This window comes from Pantoea sp. GCM10028869 (assembly GCF_042666835.1).
Classification (GTDB): Bacteria; Pseudomonadota; Gammaproteobacteria; order Enterobacterales; family Enterobacteriaceae; genus Pantoea; species Pantoea leporis.
In genome coordinates, this window is sequence record NZ_JBHTGO010000007.1 from 81,184 (window position 1) to 98,828 (window position 17,645).

The 17,645-nt window shown below is 57.6% G+C and carries 12 protein-coding genes; 7 read left to right on the forward strand and 5 right to left on the reverse strand.

Annotation, left to right across the window (positions count from 1 at the left end; all coding sequences use genetic code 11):
- Nucleotides 1–96 precede the first annotated feature (96 nt).
- The 5 genes from ACFQW4_RS17960 to bcsE form a co-directional block, all read right to left on the reverse strand.
- Nucleotides 97–1,377, reverse strand: coding sequence for a dicarboxylate/amino acid:cation symporter (locus tag ACFQW4_RS17960; RefSeq protein WP_377726475.1), 1,281 nt, complete (start codon nucleotides 1,375–1,377; stop codon nucleotides 97–99).
- Nucleotides 1,378–1,605: 228 nt separating this feature from the next.
- Nucleotides 1,606–3,618: a biofilm formation regulator HmsP gene (gene hmsP, locus ACFQW4_RS17965; RefSeq protein ID WP_377726606.1), complete on the reverse strand. Its 2,013-nt coding sequence runs from the start codon at nucleotides 3,616–3,618 to the stop codon at nucleotides 1,606–1,608.
- 540 nt (nucleotides 3,619–4,158) lie between these two features.
- The gene (gene bcsG / locus ACFQW4_RS17970; protein WP_309836443.1) at nucleotides 4,159–5,790 is read right to left on the reverse strand and encodes a cellulose biosynthesis protein BcsG; all 1,632 of its coding nucleotides are present in this window, start codon (nucleotides 5,788–5,790) and stop codon (nucleotides 4,159–4,161) included.
- Complete coding sequence (locus ACFQW4_RS17975) at nucleotides 5,783–5,971, reverse strand: cellulose biosynthesis protein BcsF (protein ID WP_192414390.1); 189 nt, start codon at nucleotides 5,969–5,971, stop codon at nucleotides 5,783–5,785. The genes bcsG and ACFQW4_RS17975 overlap by 8 nt, the downstream gene beginning before the upstream one ends.
- Nucleotides 5,968–7,518 carry a cellulose biosynthesis protein BcsE gene (gene bcsE / locus ACFQW4_RS17980; RefSeq protein ID WP_377726478.1) on the reverse strand — a complete coding sequence of 517 codons (1,551 nt, stop codon included), beginning with the start codon at nucleotides 7,516–7,518 and terminating at the stop codon, nucleotides 5,968–5,970. The genes ACFQW4_RS17975 and bcsE overlap by 4 nt, the downstream gene beginning before the upstream one ends.
- 195 nt (nucleotides 7,519–7,713) lie before the next feature.
- Between bcsE and bcsR the strand changes: the two genes are divergently transcribed.
- The 7 genes from bcsR (at nucleotide 7,714) to nadS (ending at nucleotide 17,640) form a co-directional block, all read left to right on the forward strand.
- Nucleotides 7,714–7,908 (forward strand): cellulose biosynthesis protein BcsR, encoded by a 195-nt coding sequence (gene bcsR, locus ACFQW4_RS17985; protein ID WP_377726480.1) that lies wholly within the window; start codon nucleotides 7,714–7,716, stop codon nucleotides 7,906–7,908.
- The gene (gene bcsQ / locus ACFQW4_RS17990) at nucleotides 7,908–8,639 is read left to right on the forward strand and encodes a cellulose biosynthesis protein BcsQ (protein ID WP_336768737.1); all 732 of its coding nucleotides are present in this window, start codon (nucleotides 7,908–7,910) and stop codon (nucleotides 8,637–8,639) included. Before bcsR ends, bcsQ begins: the two co-directional genes overlap by 1 nt.
- Nucleotides 8,636–11,239 carry a UDP-forming cellulose synthase catalytic subunit gene (gene bcsA, locus ACFQW4_RS17995; RefSeq protein ID WP_336768738.1) on the forward strand — a complete coding sequence of 868 codons (2,604 nt, stop codon included), beginning with the start codon at nucleotides 8,636–8,638 and terminating at the stop codon, nucleotides 11,237–11,239. Before bcsQ ends, bcsA begins: the two co-directional genes overlap by 4 nt.
- Nucleotides 11,240–11,254: 15 nt before the next feature.
- Entirely contained in the window at nucleotides 11,255–13,540 is a 2,286-nt protein-coding gene (gene bcsB / locus ACFQW4_RS18000; protein WP_377726482.1) for a cellulose biosynthesis cyclic di-GMP-binding regulatory protein BcsB, read from the forward strand.
- Nucleotides 13,533–16,922 (forward strand): cellulose synthase complex outer membrane protein BcsC, encoded by a 3,390-nt coding sequence (bcsC, locus tag ACFQW4_RS18005; protein ID WP_377726484.1) that lies wholly within the window; start codon nucleotides 13,533–13,535, stop codon nucleotides 16,920–16,922. Before bcsB ends, bcsC begins: the two co-directional genes overlap by 8 nt.
- 99 nt (nucleotides 16,923–17,021) lie before the next feature.
- Nucleotides 17,022–17,354 (forward strand): type II toxin-antitoxin system RelE/ParE family toxin, encoded by a 333-nt coding sequence (locus ACFQW4_RS18010; protein ID WP_222234972.1) that lies wholly within the window; start codon nucleotides 17,022–17,024, stop codon nucleotides 17,352–17,354.
- Nucleotide 17,355: 1 nt separating this feature from the next.
- Entirely contained in the window at nucleotides 17,356–17,640 is a 285-nt protein-coding gene (nadS, locus tag ACFQW4_RS18015; protein ID WP_222234973.1) for a NadS family protein, read from the forward strand.
- Nucleotides 17,641–17,645 lie beyond the last annotated feature (5 nt).

Here is a 17,645-nt window from a genome sequence, read left to right on the forward strand (position 1 = left end):
AATCGGGAAAAAAATCAATGGGGTTTATTATGCAAATGCCCGCTGTCAGGGCAAGCGACAGCGGGCATTTCTCGGCAAATTAACGCAAATAGCAGGTTATGCGGCGGTTTCTGGTGCGTTATCCACCTTTTTCCCGGCAGAAAGCGTCGCATTCAATTGTTTCTCATCCAGCTGGCCGACCCACTTCGCCACCACGATGGTCGCCACGCCGTTGCCCACCAGATTGGTCAGCGCACGCGCTTCGGACATAAAGCGGTCGATACCGAGAATCAGCGCCAGGCCCGCAACCGGTAAATGGCCCACCGCTGACAAGGTCGCCGCCAGCACGATAAAGCCACTGCCGGTTACACCCGCTGCGCCTTTCGAGGAGAGCAGCAGCACCACTAACAGCGTGATTTGGTGGAACACGTCCATATGCGCGTTGGTCGCCTGAGCGATAAACACCGCCGCCATGGTGAGGTAAATCGAGGTGCCATCCAGGTTGAAGGAGTAGCCGGTTGGAATCACCAGCCCCACCACCGATTTCTTACAGCCCAGCTTCTCCATCTTATCCAGCATGCGCGGCAGCGCAGACTCGGAAGATGACGTGCCCAGCACAATCAGCAGCTCTTCTTTGATGTAGGCGACAAATTTAAAGATGTTGAAGCCAGCGAAGCGTGCAATCAGCCCCAACACCACCACCACGAACAGCACGCAGGTGATATAGAAGCAGATGATCAGCTGGCCCAACTGCACCAGCGAGCCGACGCCATATTTACCGATGGTGAAGGCCATCGCGCCGAAGGCACCGATTGGCGCGAGACGCATAATCATGTTGATCACGCCGAAGATCACTTTCGAGAAGCTCTCAATGACGTTGAACATCACGGTGCCGGCGCTGCCCAGACGATGCAGGGCGAAGCCGAACAGGATAGCGAACAGCAGCACTTGCAGAATGTTGCCGCTGGCAAAGGCACCAATGACGCTATTCGGGATCACATCCAGCAGGAAGGCGACCACGCCTTGCTGCTCCGCCTGCTGCGCGTAAACCGCGACTGCTTTAGCATCCAGCGTGGCTGGATCAACGTTCATGCCCACGCCAGGCTGCACCACGTTAACCACCACCAAACCGATGATCAACGCGATGGTGCTGACCACTTCAAAGTACAGCAGCGCCACTGCGCCCGTACGTCCAACGGCTTTCATGCTCTCCATGCCGGCAATACCGGTCACCACCGTACAGAAAATCACGGGGGCGATGATCATCTTGATCAACTTAACGAAACCATCGCCAAGCGGCTTCATTTGCGCGCCTAACTCAGGATAGAAGTGGCCCAACAGGACGCCGATGCCGATGGCAACCAGTACCTGAAAATAGAGGCTTTTTAAGATTTTCATAACAGGTGTCCAGTAAGACGGTTCGCACCGCCATTGTTGTGGAGAACGCATGCGGCAAGCCGCCAGAAGCGTAAAACCTTACCGATGGCGAGGAAAATAACACCCTGTTAACAAGATTAATATCCCCTACTATTCCTTACAAAAGTTACAAAACTCTAACTATGAACTGAAACGCTTCAGCACAGCGCTTCGCTACAATTTTGTAAGGAAAATCAATAACCAAGGTGATTATTCAGGGAGTTGCGAGCTATTGAGCCAGCGGTGGTTAAAGACGTGGAGCGGCAGCGCTTCAGCGTATAAGTAGCCTTGCCCTATAGTAATTCCGCGCGCCAGCAGCCAGTCGCGCTGCTCGGCGGTTTCCACACCTTCGGCGATGACGTCGAGGTGAATGATGTCGGCAATCGCCGCCACGATGCGCACCATGGTGTCGTCATCCGGCAGCGCGGCGACGAAGCTGCGATCCATTTTCAGCTTATTTACCGGCAGCGCTTTGAACTGATGCAGATAGTTGAGGTTGGAGTAGCCCATTCCGAAATCATCGAGCGCTACCGCCACGCCGGTTTGCTGCAGCAAGCGCAGCAGCGCAATCGCCTGTTCGGCATCGCCAATCTGCGCGGTTTCGGTGATTTCCAATACGAAGTTGCCCGGCGCGATGCGATGGCGCTCCAGCAAGCCCTGCAAATGGCTGACCATGCTGGCATCACGCAGCTGCACCGCCGAGATATTGACGCTGAGCGGGATGTTAATGCCCTGCTTCTGCCAGCCGGCCAGAATGCGGCAGGCTTCTTCAAACACCCAGCGGCCAATGGCCGAGATCACGCCAATCTCTTCGGCGCTGGCAATAAACTCTTCCGATAATCCGTAGCTGCCATCCGGCATGCGCATGCGCAGCAGCGCTTCGGCACCGGCCAGCTCGCCGGTTTCCATATTGATTTGCGGCTGGAGATAAAGAGCAAACTGCTCGTCCTGCAGACCTTGCAAGATGTCGTGTTCCTGCGTTAAACGCTTTTGCGCCCGCTCGGTGAGCGCCGGATCGAAAAACAGAATCTGGTTTTTGCCCTGATGCCGCGCCGACATCATCGCCGAGGTGGCGCGATCGAGCTGTTCGCTGGCCGAGATGCTGCTCTCTTCGTGCAGCGCCAGGCCAATGCTGGCGTTCGGACGCAGCTGCAGCTGTTGCAGGTTCACCGGCTGATTAATGCGAATCATCAGGTTACGCGCCAGGCGCATGGCGCGGAACGGATTGTGCGCGCGTTTCATCAGCAAGGCGAAGTCGCTGGGCCCGGTTTGCGCCAGCAGTGAGTGATCGTCAACGGTGCTGCGAATCTTCTCCACCAGCGTCAGCATCAGCGTATCGCGCTGCTCATCGCTCAGCACGCCGTTGGCTTCCTGCAGCGTTTCAATGCGAATCACCATCAAGCCCCACGCCTGACGATTGTGGCGATGGCTGATGTGCTGTTCGAGCAGCGCAAGGAACAGCGCGCGATTGGGCAGATCCGTAACGGCAAAATGCGTGGTCATGCGGCTCATTTCGTCGTGAATCGACTCCAGCACCTGCTGGTTGCGGTTGTAGCTGCGGATCAACATGCCGATTTCATCATCGCGATGATTATTCGGCAGCTTCATTTTGTGGGTCAGAATCGCCTGCGGCGGCAGCTCCTGTAAATCACGCGAAAGATCGCGCAGCGGATGCACAATCAAGCGGTTGATACACCAGCTAATGGCGATCGAGAGAATCAGCGCCAGCAGCAGGTAGGTGGTGATCATGGTGGATAACGTGCTGAGCAGGAACTGATAGACGCGGGAGGAATCAGCCTGTAGCACCAGATAGGCAATCGGCTTCGGCAAACCGGAACGCTCCACGGAATAGAGCGGCAGCGTGATTTGTACCGGCAGCTCAAACAGGCGTGCGACCCAGCGCGGCACCGGTTTTTCCGGCGCAAAATCGGCGTGCAGCGCCTGGAAGGCATTTGGCAACACCACATCGGCGCGCGATAAAATACCGGCCGGTTTCAGGGTATTAAGGATGCGTTCGGCTTGCGGAATATCGGCTTTGAGTACCGCTTCGGAGAGTGGCTGACGCACGGTGTGCGCCACATTTTCCATTTGCTGGGCGTAGTCAATCCTGCGCTGCTGCACAAAGTGAAAGAGCTGGATGACAATAAAGATGCAGATGGTCACCATCGCCACGGCGGAAACCGTCGCCATCTGCTTTATCGTTAGAGAACGACTGACGCGCAACAAAACTTCTCCAGGCCACCAAAGGCGTGTAATGAGATGAAATTCGCAGCGAGTATATCCCAGGTCACGCGTTTTTTTCGCCGGGATAAAGGCGAAAAATAAGCAAGTTTGGTTATTTATGAAGTGATTCGGAATTATGCAGGTTTTGACGCGCATTCAAGCGCGCCTGGCCGTCATGGATGACAACCCCATGAGATTTGTAGCGATTGCGAGTGAAAAATTCGCGTTAATGCTGCAGCGCGGGTGTTGAGGCGACATCCCGAGCCGCTGAGCGAATGAGGGATTCCAGGGCGAGCCGCATGGATGCGGCGAGAGGTGGCGCTGAGCAGGAGCGAATCGCCACCGGTCCGTCAGGAATCGTGAATGAGTGAAGGCACCGCGAAGCGGCGGGTTGGGCTGGCGCAAGGCCCGGGAGTGCAGAGGGCGCGGCCAGGCGTCCTCTGCTCGGTCGCCGCACGTAGGTGCTGCAACTGCCTCAGCACATGGCGAACGAAAGTCGCTCCGCGCTTAACTGAGCGGCATCACACCATTAATGGCGACCTACTGCGGATACGGCACCCAATCGCCGCCGTTCAGGCGGATCCACGGTTTACCCTGATACATCATCACCACCGCGTTATCGTTCTCAGACACCACCGGCGTCTGCGGCAAATTATCGGTCAGCACCGACATATTAACGTTCGGCGCGTTAAATACCTGGCCATCCACCACGCGCGACACGATTTCCGAGATCGCCATCAGGCTGGTAGGCGTCTCCACGCTAAGCGGCTGGCCCTGATGCGGTGCTTTCATGCCAACAAACTTAATGCCGACCGGCACATGGGTGATATCCGGACTGGGGATATCACGCAATCCTGACATCTGCATCTTGTCGCCCTGCAGCGCCGCGCCGTGTTCCGGCACCACCAGCACCATCACGCGACGGCCCGACTTCTCCAGATTGGTCAGGAAGGCATCGAGCTGATCAAACAGCACTTTGGCGCGCGGCTGCCAGTCTGCGCTGCGCGTACTGCCCAACTCGCGCGTACCGTCATGCAGCGGAATCAGGTTATAGAAGGTCGCGGAGCGCGCATCGCTGCTCTTGGTGCGATCGTCGAGCCAGCGCTGCATCAGCTGCGCATCATTAAATACCGGCGAGCCATCAAATGACGTCACCTCCGGCGAGATGCCCGCCTGCGACATCAGCGGCGCCTGCAGATTGCCCTCTTCACGCAGTTCCTTGAGATAGTTACCAAACACGCCGGTGTGATCCATCATCAACTGCTGTTTAAAGCCCAGCTTCGCCAGATTATCAAACAGATAGCAACGCTGATCGGTGGCTTTGTACAGATCGCTGTGCGAGCTCTGGCCGCAGCTGGCGCGCAGCAGACGAATCCCCGCCGGGCCGCTGTAACCGGTGGCAGAGTTGTAGTTGTTAAGCAGAATATCGAAGTGCTGCCACAGCGGATGATTACGCAGCTGCGCGACGTTCAAATCCGACCACGACAGCGAACAGATGTTGATCACCAGAATATCGAACGGCTGCGAATCAGCTGGCAAGGCGTCCGGGAAATGGGTCGCACGCTGGCGCTCGGCATCGTAAAAACGGTTGAGCCACGCGGTGAGGTTGGCGCTGGTTGGCGGCGCGGATTGATCGAGGCCATCTGGCGCTTTCGCCGCTGGCGTATCGTTGAGCTTCACCGTCGGCGTGGCGGCGCTGTTCGGCAGTAAATTCATTGCCGGTCCGGCGATCGTCAGCACGTTGAGCCAGATCAGCATCAGCGACACCAGCACGGTGACGCGAATCCACTGCGCGATAAACAGATACAGCACCAGCAGTACAAAGCCCGCGCCAATCATCTCCCAGTTGATAAAGCGATTGGCAAGATCGAGCAGATAGCTGGGCGAGAAGCCTGCCAGCTGGCTGCCCTGGCTCATAATCGAATGGAGTCCCGGCAGCCAGGTATCGTGCCAGAACAGCGCCACGCCAATTGGCAGCGAAATCCACTGACGCAAGCGATGCAGCCGCGCGCCCGGCAGTGGGAACAGCAGCCACGCCAGAAACACCAGGTTACTTAGCGCGTGAAAATTAAGGTAGCCGTACCACAGCAGCGCAAATTTGATCAGGAAGTAAAAGTTCCAGCCACCGAGGCCGCGCCACCACGAGCCGTGCATCGTGAATCTGTTATTCATGTTTATCCGTTTTATGGGTTTTGCGTTGCCACTGTCCTTCTGATTTCAGTGCGCGCGTCGGTAACAAACGCAGCAGCGGATTAGAGCCGCTGCGCGCTCGTCCGCGCCCAAACAGTGATGTCAGGAACAGCAAAATCAATAACAGCAGGATCGCCACCTGCACCCAATCCATCAGCGTCATTGGTGGCTTACTCCATCGAGGTTGAGGGTAATCGGCTGCGGCGTTTGTGCCCCGCGCTCAGGCGCGGCGGTTTGCGTGCTGACTGGCGCAGCGGCCAGCGGCGTGGCCTGCCGGTCGCGCTGTGCCACCGGCGTCAGCTGACGAATTTTGTCCGCCTCCGACACGATCTGATTGTCTTCAAACCAGACGATACGATTGCTAAACAGCTCGTCGTGCGGCAGCGAGAAGATCGACTTCAGCGCGATATCCAAATCATTGAATCGGCATGAAGAGAGGAACAGATAAATGCGGTCGTTCACCAGCGTCACGAGATCGCCGAAGCGGCGCGGTTTACACAGCGTCAGAATCTGTTCGGGTTTCAGCTGCGGCACCGCGCGCAGCGCCACCATCAAGCCTTTGTCATTTTCCGGCAGCAGCGTATTGCTCATCAACTGCTGCACCGCCGCGCAAAAGGCATCCAGCGGTAAAAAGCCTTTCTGCTGTAGCGGCTGCAGCGCCTGCATCAGGGCATGGAGATTGGCAGGCACATGGCGCGAGAACTGCTGCCCCTGAATCCCTTCCAGCGTGGTAAGAAAGCGCGACAGGCTGGCCGCGGTCGGTACAATGGCATTCACGCCGCAGGCCAGCAGCAAACGCTCATCACTGTAGCGCAGCATGGTACTGATTTCGCGCACCACAATCTTAAGCGCACTACCGCGTGAGCGACGCAAACTATGGACCATCGTTGCTAAAGAATTAACGTCTTGATTATGAACCAGACTAAAGATGACCGTGGCGGCGTTCGCCTGCTGCGCACGCGAGAACACGCTTTCGTTATCGCTAAACAATTGCCACTGCGTCGAAAGCGGCGGCGCGCCTTCCAGCACACCTTCCTGCGCAAGGAATTGGTTTTCATCATTGCGGCTTAAGGGAATATTTTGTTCCGCTTGATTAACGGCAATAAATTGATTATCGACATAACTCAAACGGATAGCGCGGTCGGCCAGTAATTTATCTGCCGCATACCACCAGTTAATTCGATAATGCCAACTGTCCTGCTGAAACTCCAAATGTGCGAGACCATCAAGCTGGCGAAAATAACCTTGCAGATGATTACGCAGGTGAATTATTGACGTACCGGAGGTGATCATTAACAACGTAATTTGTTTTTTAGATAACAAACGGCGCATGCGCTTAAGCCAGAAGGTTAACTCATCGGGCGATAATTTTCCCCACAGCGCGGCATTACTATAAAAAATCACCAGGCCACTGCGACTATTCAGCACACGGGAAAAATCACTTTCCAGCTGCTTTAGGCTGCGTTTATTAGCCGGCAGTGAAAATAACGGCATACGCGCTGGACCGCCGATGGGATCGGGCGTCAAAAGCGCCTGCGGTTTCTCATCCGCACTGATGAGCGTAGCCGCCTTTTGTTGGCTAACTACCTGACGCAGCAGCGTTCGCGCATCTTCCTGACGCTGGCTGGTAATCCAGTAAAACCCCGGATTCTGCAGAGTATTTAATTCCTGCTGAATCTGCTGCAGGCCAAGCGCATAATGTTTTTTCATATTTGATTCGCGATCGATACAATCCAGGCTAGTTTAATCGAGACAGCCGCAATTGGAACGGGTGAAATAAAAAATAGCGTATTAGCGCAAATCATATTGATCTGTGGATAGCATTTGTCTTTACTTCAGGTTTAAACTTTACAAAAAATAAAACCACAATTCATCCGTTGTCGATTTTTCGGTGGCAAAAAAATAATGAAAACAGAGAATGCATTTTCGCTGAATGCGACTAGCAGCGAAGAGCACGATGACATTACAGCCTTAAGTGATGCCTTTTCCCTTCAGGCATTTCGCTACATTGATATTGCCCGCGAAGCGCGACTGAATACCATTATGACGCGCTGGCCATTGCTGCGTGAAATAAGCGCCGCACAGGAGTCAGAACGTTAATGCCTGTTATTGCATTACAAGGATTGCGTGGCGGTTGTGGCGCCACTTCGCTGAGCGCCGCACTCGGCTGGGCGTTTAACGCGCTGCAGCAATCGGTGCTGGTTATCGATTTTTCCCCGGTAAATCAGCTAGCTGCCCATTTTAATATACCGCTCGACCGCTCTCAGGGCTGGGCGCCCGCGCTGCTCGAACAGCAAGCGTGGCAGCAGTGCGCTCAGCGCTATCAGGCAGGGCTGGATTTTCTGCCGTTTGGCGCACTCACGTCGCAACAGTACGCCAGCATCAGCGCTATCAACGCAGAATTTGCCGCACCGCTGCTACACGCGCTACCGGCCCTGAAATCGCACTATGACTGGATTATTTTCGACATGCCAGCGGATCTGTTGCCGTGGCAGCGATCCCTGGTTACCGCGGCCGATCGTCTGCTGCAGGTGCTAACGCTGGATGCCAACTGTCAGTTGCGTCTGCATCACGCGCGTTTTCCTGCGCACACGCTGTTTCTGATCAACCAGTTCAACGCCAACAGCCAGCTACAGCAGGATCTGCATCAGCTGTGGATCAGCTCGCTGAAAAAACTGATTCCCCAAGTGATTCACCGCGATGAAGCGCTGGCGGAAGCGCTGATGATGAAACAGCCGGTGGGCGAATATCGGCCGCATGCGCTGGCCAGCGAAGAGATCAACACGCTGGCTAACTGGCTGCTGCTGCATGTGCCGGGAGGCGCGGCGTGAATCCATTACGCTGGCTGCTGATGCCGCAAGCGTGGCAGGCGCTGCAACGCCGCGCTCAGCTGGCGCATCAGCATGGCGCGGGCCGTTTCACCATCGCGCTGCATTTAATGTGGTGCGTACTCGCGTGGTCGCTGTTGCGGCTGGAAACACCGGGATGGCAGCGCATCCTGCAACATCGTCAACGTTACTACCCGCAAATTTCGCCGCTGCGCCCACGTCCGCTTGACCCGCTGCGCTATGCACTGCAAAGCCTGTGGCTGATGCTGGTATTGCCGCTGGATAAACGCACGCGTAAAAGTTTCAGCGTCAAACCGCTGTTCCGCTGGCGCGAGCCGCTCTATCAGTGGCTCGGTGCGCTGCCGGCACGGCTGGAACAAAACCGGTTCGCCCAGCGCAGCGAACAACGTATTCAGGCGCTGCCCGCGTGGTTGCGGCAGCTGCTGTTTATCGTGGCAGCGATTGTCGCCAGCCTGCTGGCGCTGCTGTGCATCTCGCAGCCCTTCGGCATCACCACGCAGTTTGTCTTCGTACTGCTGTTGTGGGGATTGGCGATGCTGGTGCGTCGCGTGCCGGGCCGCTTGTCCACCATCATGCTGATCGTGTTATCGCTGACGATTTCCTGCCGTTATCTGTGGTGGCGCTACACCGAAACTCTCAACTGGGATGACCCGATCAGCCTGACGTTTGGTCTGCTGCTGATAGGTGCGGAAACCTATGCGTGGGCGGTATTAGTGCTGGGTTATTTCCAGACGCTGTGGCCGCTCAATCGTCAGCCGGTCTCGATGCCGCCGGAAATCACCTCGTGGCCGAGCGTCGATATTCTGGTGCCGACCTACAACGAACCGCTGAGCGTCGTGAAACCGACCCTCTACGCGGCGATGGGCATCGACTGGCCGCAGGACAAGCTCAATATCTACCTGCTGGACGACGGCACGCGCGAAGAGTTCCGCGAGTTTGCCGCCAGCGTCGGCGTCAATTACGTGGTGCGTCCCACCCACGAACACGCCAAAGCGGGTAACATCAACCATGCTTTGAAAGCCGTGTGCCGCAGCGAATATGTTGCCATTTTTGACTGCGACCATGTGCCGACGCGCTCGTTCCTGCAGCTGACGATGGGCTGGTTCCTGAAAGATCATCGGCTGGCGATGCTGCAAACGCCGCACCACTTCTTCTCACCCGATCCGTTTGAACGTAACCTCGGTCGCTTCCGCCAGACGCCTAACGAAGGCTCGCTGTTTTACGGTTTGGTGCAGGATGGCAACGATACCTGGGACGCAGCGTTCTTCTGCGGCTCTTGCGCCATATTGCGCCGAACTGCGCTGGATCAGATCGGCGGCATTGCGGTAGAAACCGTCACCGAAGATGCGCACACCTCGCTGCGCCTGCATCGTCAGGGTTACACCTCGGCGTATATCCGTATTCCGCAGGCTGCCGGTCTGGCCACCGAGAGTTTGTCCGCGCATATCGGCCAGCGTATCCGCTGGGCGCGCGGGATGGTGCAGATTTTCCGCCTCGATAACCCGCTGTTCGGCAAAGGATTAAAGCTGGTGCAGCGCCTGTGTTACGCCAACGCCATGCTGCACTTTCTCGCCGGGATTCCGCGCCTGATCTTCCTGCTGGCACCGCTGGCGTTTCTGCTGTTCCACGCCTACATCATCTACGCGCCCGCGCTGGCGATCGCCATCTACGTGCTGCCGCATATGCTGCACACCAGTTTGACCAACTCGCGCATTCAGGGCCGCTGGCGACATTCGTTCTGGAGCGAAGTGTATGAAACCGTGCTGGCGTGGTACATCGCGCGGCCAACCACGGTGGCGCTGTTTAATCCGCACAAAGGCAAATTCAACGTTACCGCCAAAGGTGGTTTGGTCGCCGAACGTCATCTCGATTGGGTGATTACCAAGCCGTACATGATGCTGGTGCTGCTGAATATCGCCGGTATCGGCATGGCCTTCTGGCGCATGGCGTACGGTCCGGCCAACGAAATGCTCACCATTTGGGTCAGTTTAGTGTGGGTGATTTACAACATGATTATCCTCGGCGGCGCGGTGGCGGTATCGGTTGAAGCGCGCCAGATCCGCGAAGCGCATCGTGTGGAAATCGCCATGCCTGCCGCCATCGCGCGTGAAGATGGACACATGGTGCCGTGCACGCTGCGTGACTATTCCGACGGCGGCGTGGGCGTTGAGCTGCGCGAAGCCGATGCGCTAAAAGAGGACGAAACCGTGTCGCTGCTGCTGCGCCGTGGTCAGCAAGAGTTCAGCTTCCCGTGTCAGGTGCAGCGCGTGTTTGGCCGTCGCGCCGGGATTCGCCTGCATCAACTCACGACGCGCCAACACATTGAATTTATTCAGTGCACCTTCGCTCGCGCCGATACCTGGGCGCTGTGGCAGGACGGCTTCCCGGAAGATAAACCGGTGCAAAGTCTGGCCGACATTATGGTGCTGGGTTTTAAAGGCTATCTGCGTCTGGCCGAGTATGGACCTGCGCCGCTGCGCCGCTTATTCCGTGGCCTCACCGCGTTGGTGAGTTGGCTGGCGACACTGCTACCGCAGCGTATTGACCGCCAGCCTGCGACGATCAAAACCGATTTTACTTAAGTTGATGATATGACCATGACGAAAAAACTGAGTTGGTTCACCGCCCTGCTGCTGGGCTGCGTCTCTGTGGTGCAGGCCGCGCCGCTGACTTCTGGCGCCATGACTGCGCCGCAGCCGTTACCGGAGGTGAACGCGCGGGTCGACGCCAACGCGCCGCTGCGTGACAGCCATCTGGTGTTTAATCAGGTCGCTCCGCCGCCCGGTAGCATGACGCTACGCGGTACCGAACCGAGCAGCCAGATTGAGTTCGGCGTGCGCAGCGATGAAGTGGTGACGCGCGCGCTGCTGAATCTGAGCTATCGTCCCTCGCCGGCGCTGATTCCGACGCTGTCGCAGCTCAAAGTCTATCTCAACGATGAACTGGTGGGATTGGTGACGGTCACCGCCGAGCAGCTCGGCAAAGAGAACCAAACGCAAATCCCTATCGATCCGCGCTTTATCAGCGACTTCAACCGCGTGCGGCTTGAGCTGGTAGGTCACTATGCCAACGTATGTGAAAACCCGGCCAACAGCACCATCTGGCTGGATATCGGCAAAGCCAGCAAACTCGATTTGACGCTGCAGAAGCTGCCGCTGAAGAACGATCTGTCGCATTTCCCGGAGCCGTTCTTAGATACGCGCGACAGCCGTCCGTTGCAGCTGCCGATGGTCTTCAACGCCCAGCCGAATCTGCTGCAACAGCGTGCGGCCGGGATTCTGGCTTCCTGGTTTGGCAGCAAAGCGCAGTGGCGCGGACAATCTTTCCCGGTGCTGTATAACCAGCTGCCCAAAGAGCAGCATGCGGTGGTGTTTGCCACCAACGATCATCGACCCGACTTCCTGAAAGATCTGCCGCCAGTGGAGAAACCGACGGTGGAGATGGTGAATCAGCCGGACAATCCGTACGAGAAGATGCTGCTGATCCTCGGCCGTGACGATAATGACCTGCTGACCGCCGTCGAAGGCATTGCGCAAGGCGAGCTGCTGCTGCGCGGCGACAGCTCAACCATCGACAGCGTAAAACTGTTGGCCGCACGCCAGCCGTACGACGCGCCGAACTGGGTGCGCACCGATCGCCGCACCACCTTTGCCGAGCTAACGCAGTATCAAAACCAGCTACAGGGCAACGGATTGCAGCCGAATCCGATCAGCCTGACGCTGAATCTGCCGCCGGATCTGTTCCTGGTGCGTGCGCGCGGCATCGATATGGATCTGCGCTACCGCTACACCTCGCCGATTCAGCAGGATGGCTCGCGTCTCGCGGTGCATCTCAACAATCAGTTCATGCAGGATTATCCGCTGACGCAGAAAGATACCGCCGGTCAGCAGCTGATGCGCATCCCGCTGATGCAGGGTTTGCAGGACAGCAATCGCCAGTTGACCATTCCGGCGCTGCGCCTCGGCGTGGTAAATCAGCTGCGTTTTAACTTTGATTACGCCAACACCTTTATTGGCGGTACCGCCGATGGCCGCTGTGAAACCGTCACCGCCGTCGGACATCACGTGGTGATTGACGATACCTCGAGCATCGATTTCTCCGGCTATCGTCACTACATCGAAATGCCGTCGCTGGGCGCCTTCGCCAACGCCGGTTTCCCGTACAGCCGCTACGCCGATCTGGCGCAAACGCTGGTGCTGGTGCCATCCAGGCCGAGCAATGACGAAGTCAGCACGCTGCTGAATGCGCTCGGCAGCATCGGCGCACAAACCGGTTATCCGGCGCTGCGCGTGCAGATGAGCGATGACTGGAGCAAAGCGAAATCGGCGGATGCGGATATGTTGATGATCGGCGGCATTCCGCAGGATCTGCAGGACGACACGAAGATCCCGCTGCTGGCCGATGCCGCCCGCAGCTGGATCAGCATGCCCGCACGCAGCAACGCAGCAGCTAACGTACCGATTTCTGACAGTGAACGCGCGGTAGAAAGCCAAACCACTATTAGCTCACGCGGGCCGATGGGCGCGATTGTCGGGTTCCAGTCACCGTTTAACGATCAACGCAGCGTCGTGGCATTGCTGGCCGACAGCCCGCGCGGCTGGGAATTGCTGAATAACGCGCTGCTCGACAGCGGCAAACGCACGGCAGTGTTCGGTACCGCCACGGTGATCCGTGAATCGGGCGTTAACAGCATCCGCGTCGGCGATACCTATTACGTAGGTCACCTGCCGTGGTGGGAACGCCTGTGGAATCTGCTGGCCACCCATCCGGTGTGGCTGGCGATTTGCGCGGTGGTGGTCGTGGTTCTGTTTGCGCTGATGGCGTGGCGTTTAATGCGCATGGTCAGCCGTCGCCGTCTGGCCGAGCTGGATGACGATGAATAAGCTGCAGCTGGGATTGCTGATCAGTAGCACGCTCGGGGTGTTGGCAGGCGCGACTGCCGCCCCGATCGGTCCCCAGGTTTCGCCGGTTGAGTGGCTGCTGATGCAGATTCGTACCGGCGAATCGACCAACAAAATCGATCTGGTACAGCAATCGCTCTATCGACTGGAAAAAATCGATCCTGATAATCCGCAGGTGCTGGCGGCGCAAATCCGCATGGCACTGCGCCAGGGCGACCAGGCCAAAGCGCAAAAACTGCTGGATGAACTGAAGCGCGTGGCACCGAATGCCGCCGCCACGCGTGAATCAGCAGCCGGATTGCGTCTGGTGACTGCGGAAGGGCGTCAGCAGCTGCAGCAGGCGCGACTGCTGGCCACTGCCGGGCATGTTGTCGAAGCCAAAGCCGCGTGGGACGCGCTGTTCCACGGCGTGTTCCCCGATGTGAATACCGAGCTGGAGTATTGGCGGCTGGTGGCGCGTTTACCCGGCCAGCAGCCACAAGCGTATCAACAGTTGCAGGCGCTGGAGCAGCGCTATCCCGGCAACATCGGCGTAGAACTGCAGCTGGCGCGCATGGCGTTTGATAATAATCAGCCGGCCGAAGCCTTCACCCAGTTGCGTCGTCTCGCCAACCGCAACGGCGGGCGCGATGCCGCTTCCGAGCTGTGGCTACAGCAGATCCAGAATCAGCCGGTGAGCGAAAGCAGCGTCGCCAGCCTGCAGCAATATCTGCAAACCTTTACCGAGGGCGATGCCCAGCAGCGCGGTCAGCAAGAGCTGGCGCGTCAGCAACAACTGCTCGCCGATCCGGCGTATCGCCAGCGGATGCGTGGCTTAGCGCTGGTGGATGCCGGTGGCGGCGCCAATGCGATTGCCGCGCTCAATGCCGCGCTAACCGCCAATCCCAACGATGCTGAATTGATGGGCGCGATGGGCCAGGCGCAGGCGCGAGCCAACAATCGCGCCGCCGCCATTCGCTGGCTGGAGAAAGCGATACAGGCCGGTCAGGCCAGCACGCAGATCGGCAAATGGCAGTCGCTGCTGCAAACCAACCGTTACTGGCTGGCGATCAACAACGGTGATGCGGCGCTGAAAAAAGGCGATATCGCCGCGGCGGAAGGCTATTACCGCAGCGCGCAAGGGTTGGATAATCGCGATAGCTGGGCGCTGATTGGCTTGGGTGATGCCGCGCTGGCGCGTAAAAATTCTGCGCAGGCAGAGCGTTATTGGCAGCAGGCGCTGCGCTTAGATCGCAGCAATAGCACGGCGAAACGTCGTCTGCTACAGCTGCGCACCGATGCGCTGATGGCCGAAGCCGATGCGCTGGCGCAGCAAGGCCAATGGCATCAGGCGGCGGAGAAGTATCGCCAGCTGGCGCAGGCGAATCCCGATGATATCTGGCTGGTTTATCGACTGGCTGGCGCGCTGCGCAACGGCGGCGAAGAAACTCAGGGCGCGCAGGTGATGGACGCGATGGTGCGCCAGCATCCACAGGAACCCACAGCGCTGTATGCGTCGGCGCTGTGGCTGGCTTCTGGCGACCGCGATGACGCGGCGCTGGCCACCTTGCATCGCCTGCCCGCTGCGCGCTGGGACAGCAACATGCACGAGCTGGCCGATCGTCTCGAGCAGGACAAGGTGTTTACCCGCGCCAGTGATTTACGCACGCGCGGCGATGAAACGGCGGCGATTGCGCTACTGCAACAGCAACCCGCGTCCATCCGCCGCGATATCACGCTGGCCGATTGGGCGCTGGAGCGCGGCGACGCCCGCAGTGCGCTGGCGAGCTATCAACAGGTGCAGCAGCAAGACCGTAAAAACGGCGATGCGGCGCTGGGTCGTATCGAAGCCTTGATCGCCTTAAAACGCCCTGCTGAAGCGCAACGCGCGTTACAAGCCTTGCCGCCAGGCGTGGCGCAGCAAAGTGTGAACAGCGGTCGACGCGTGGCGCTCGCCTGGCAAAACAGTGGCGATGCGGTGCGTGCTCAACAGATGTTTGCTGAGCTGAAAACCCGCGCGGCGCAACAGGCCGCGTCACAGGAAAAAGCGTTGGTGTTTCGCGATGCGGCGCGGCTGGAAACGCAGCTGCAACAACCCGCACAAGCGCAGCAGGATTATCAACGGGCGATGGCCGCGAGCGGCATCAGCCCGGATGTGCCAGAGGATAACGATCGTTATACGCAATTAACCCGCAATCAGGCGCAGGATAACTGGCTGAAACGCAGCATCCGCAGCGACGCCGCCGATCTTTATCGTCAGCAGGACACCACGTTCACGCTGGAGCAGGATTACTCGCGCAACAAAGGCAACGGCGGCACATCCGATTTCACCGCCCATACCACCATGATGCAGGCTGAAACGCCGCTGGCCGATGGCCGCAGCTTTGTGCGTGTCGATCATGTGCGGGTTTCAGCCGGCACTTTCTCCACCAGCAACGGCAGCCACAGCGAGCAGTTCGGCAGCTGTAACGATGACAATTCCGGCGGATGCAGCCGCGACTTTACTCAGCGCGATGAAGGTACCGCGCTGGGCGTGGGCTGGCATAACGATCGCTGGTCGGCAGACTTCGGCACCACGCCGCTCGGCTTCGAGACCCGCAACTGGGTCGGCGGCGTCAGTTGGAAAACCGACGTCAAAGACATTGGCCTGACGTTCACCGCATCACGCCGACCGATCTCCAGCTCGCTGCTGGCGTACGCAGGCGCGCGCGATCCCGCGGCAAACGGCGGCAAAACCTGGGGCGGCGTGGTGGCAACCGGCGGCTCGCTCGGACTGAGTTATGATCAGGGCGGCGCGCATGGCGTGTGGGGCGATATCAGTGCGCATCAACTCAGCGGTGATAACGTGGCGGATAACAGCCGCGAGCGCCTGATGGCGGGCTATTACTACAAGCTGATTAATGAAAATAATCGCCGCGCCACCGTGGGCCTGAACAGCATGCTGTGGCATTACCAGAAGGATCTCAGCGACTACACCTTCGGTCAGGGCGGCTATTACAGCCCGCAGCAATATTTCTCGCTGTCGCTGCCGGTGACCTATCGCCAGCGCACAGAGAACTGGTCGTTTGATCTCGGCGGCTCGGTTTCCTGGTCGCAATCGCATACCGACGGGCAGCAGCGCTATCCGGTCAATCCTGGCTTTACGCTGGCGTCGAATCCCACCTCAGACAGCAGTTCGGGTAGAGGTTTTGGCTACACGCTGCAGGCGCTGGTGGAGCGACGCATTACGCCGCATTGGTCGGTGGGCCTGGCGATGGATATACAGCAAGCGAAAGATTACACCCCAAGCCACGGTTTGATTTTCATGCGCTACTCAATGTCCGGCTGGAATGGCGATATGGATATGCCGCCACAACCGCTGACGCCGTATGCGGATTTTAAATAACACTTCGGACGTAGCTCACATTAACTCTGACGCCTGAGAGTCTTTAACGGCACACATTTTAGTGTACAATGTACTCCTTGAAGGCAAAGGAGATAGCCGATGAGTCATGCGATTGAGTTTATTGAAACTCCAATATTTACTCGCCAGATAAAGCAAATCGCCACGGATGACGAACTCAGGGAGTTACAAAAAACGCTTATCGAGTCACCTGAGAAAGGTGATCTCATTCAACATACTGGTGGCCTGCGAAAAATCAGGATGGCAACGGGTAATCAGGGAAAAAGTGGCAGTGCAAGGGTGATTTATTTCCTCGCCACCGTTGAAGTGATTTACCTGGTAATGGCCTACCCGAAAAATATCAAAGAGAGCCTCACGCATGCGGAAAAAGCCGAGTTGAAGAAGTTGACCCAACGATTAAAAGACGAGGTATAACATGAGTTTTTTTGACGAGCTGAAAGCATCGCTTGAAGAAGCTGTAGAAATTAAAAACGGTACAAGCGAGCCTGCTCGCGTTACCCGTTATGAGTTGGCTGATGTAAAAGCCATTAGGATGCAGCTGAACGTCTCGCAAAGCGAAATGGCGCAGGTCCTCGGCACCAGCCTTGATACCATTAAAAGTTGGGAAACGGGGCGGCGCAATCCGACCGGACTGGCCGCAAAGGTGCTGGCAATGATTCAAGCCAATCCAAAATTCTTCCACGAGCTTGCGTCACATTAATCAAC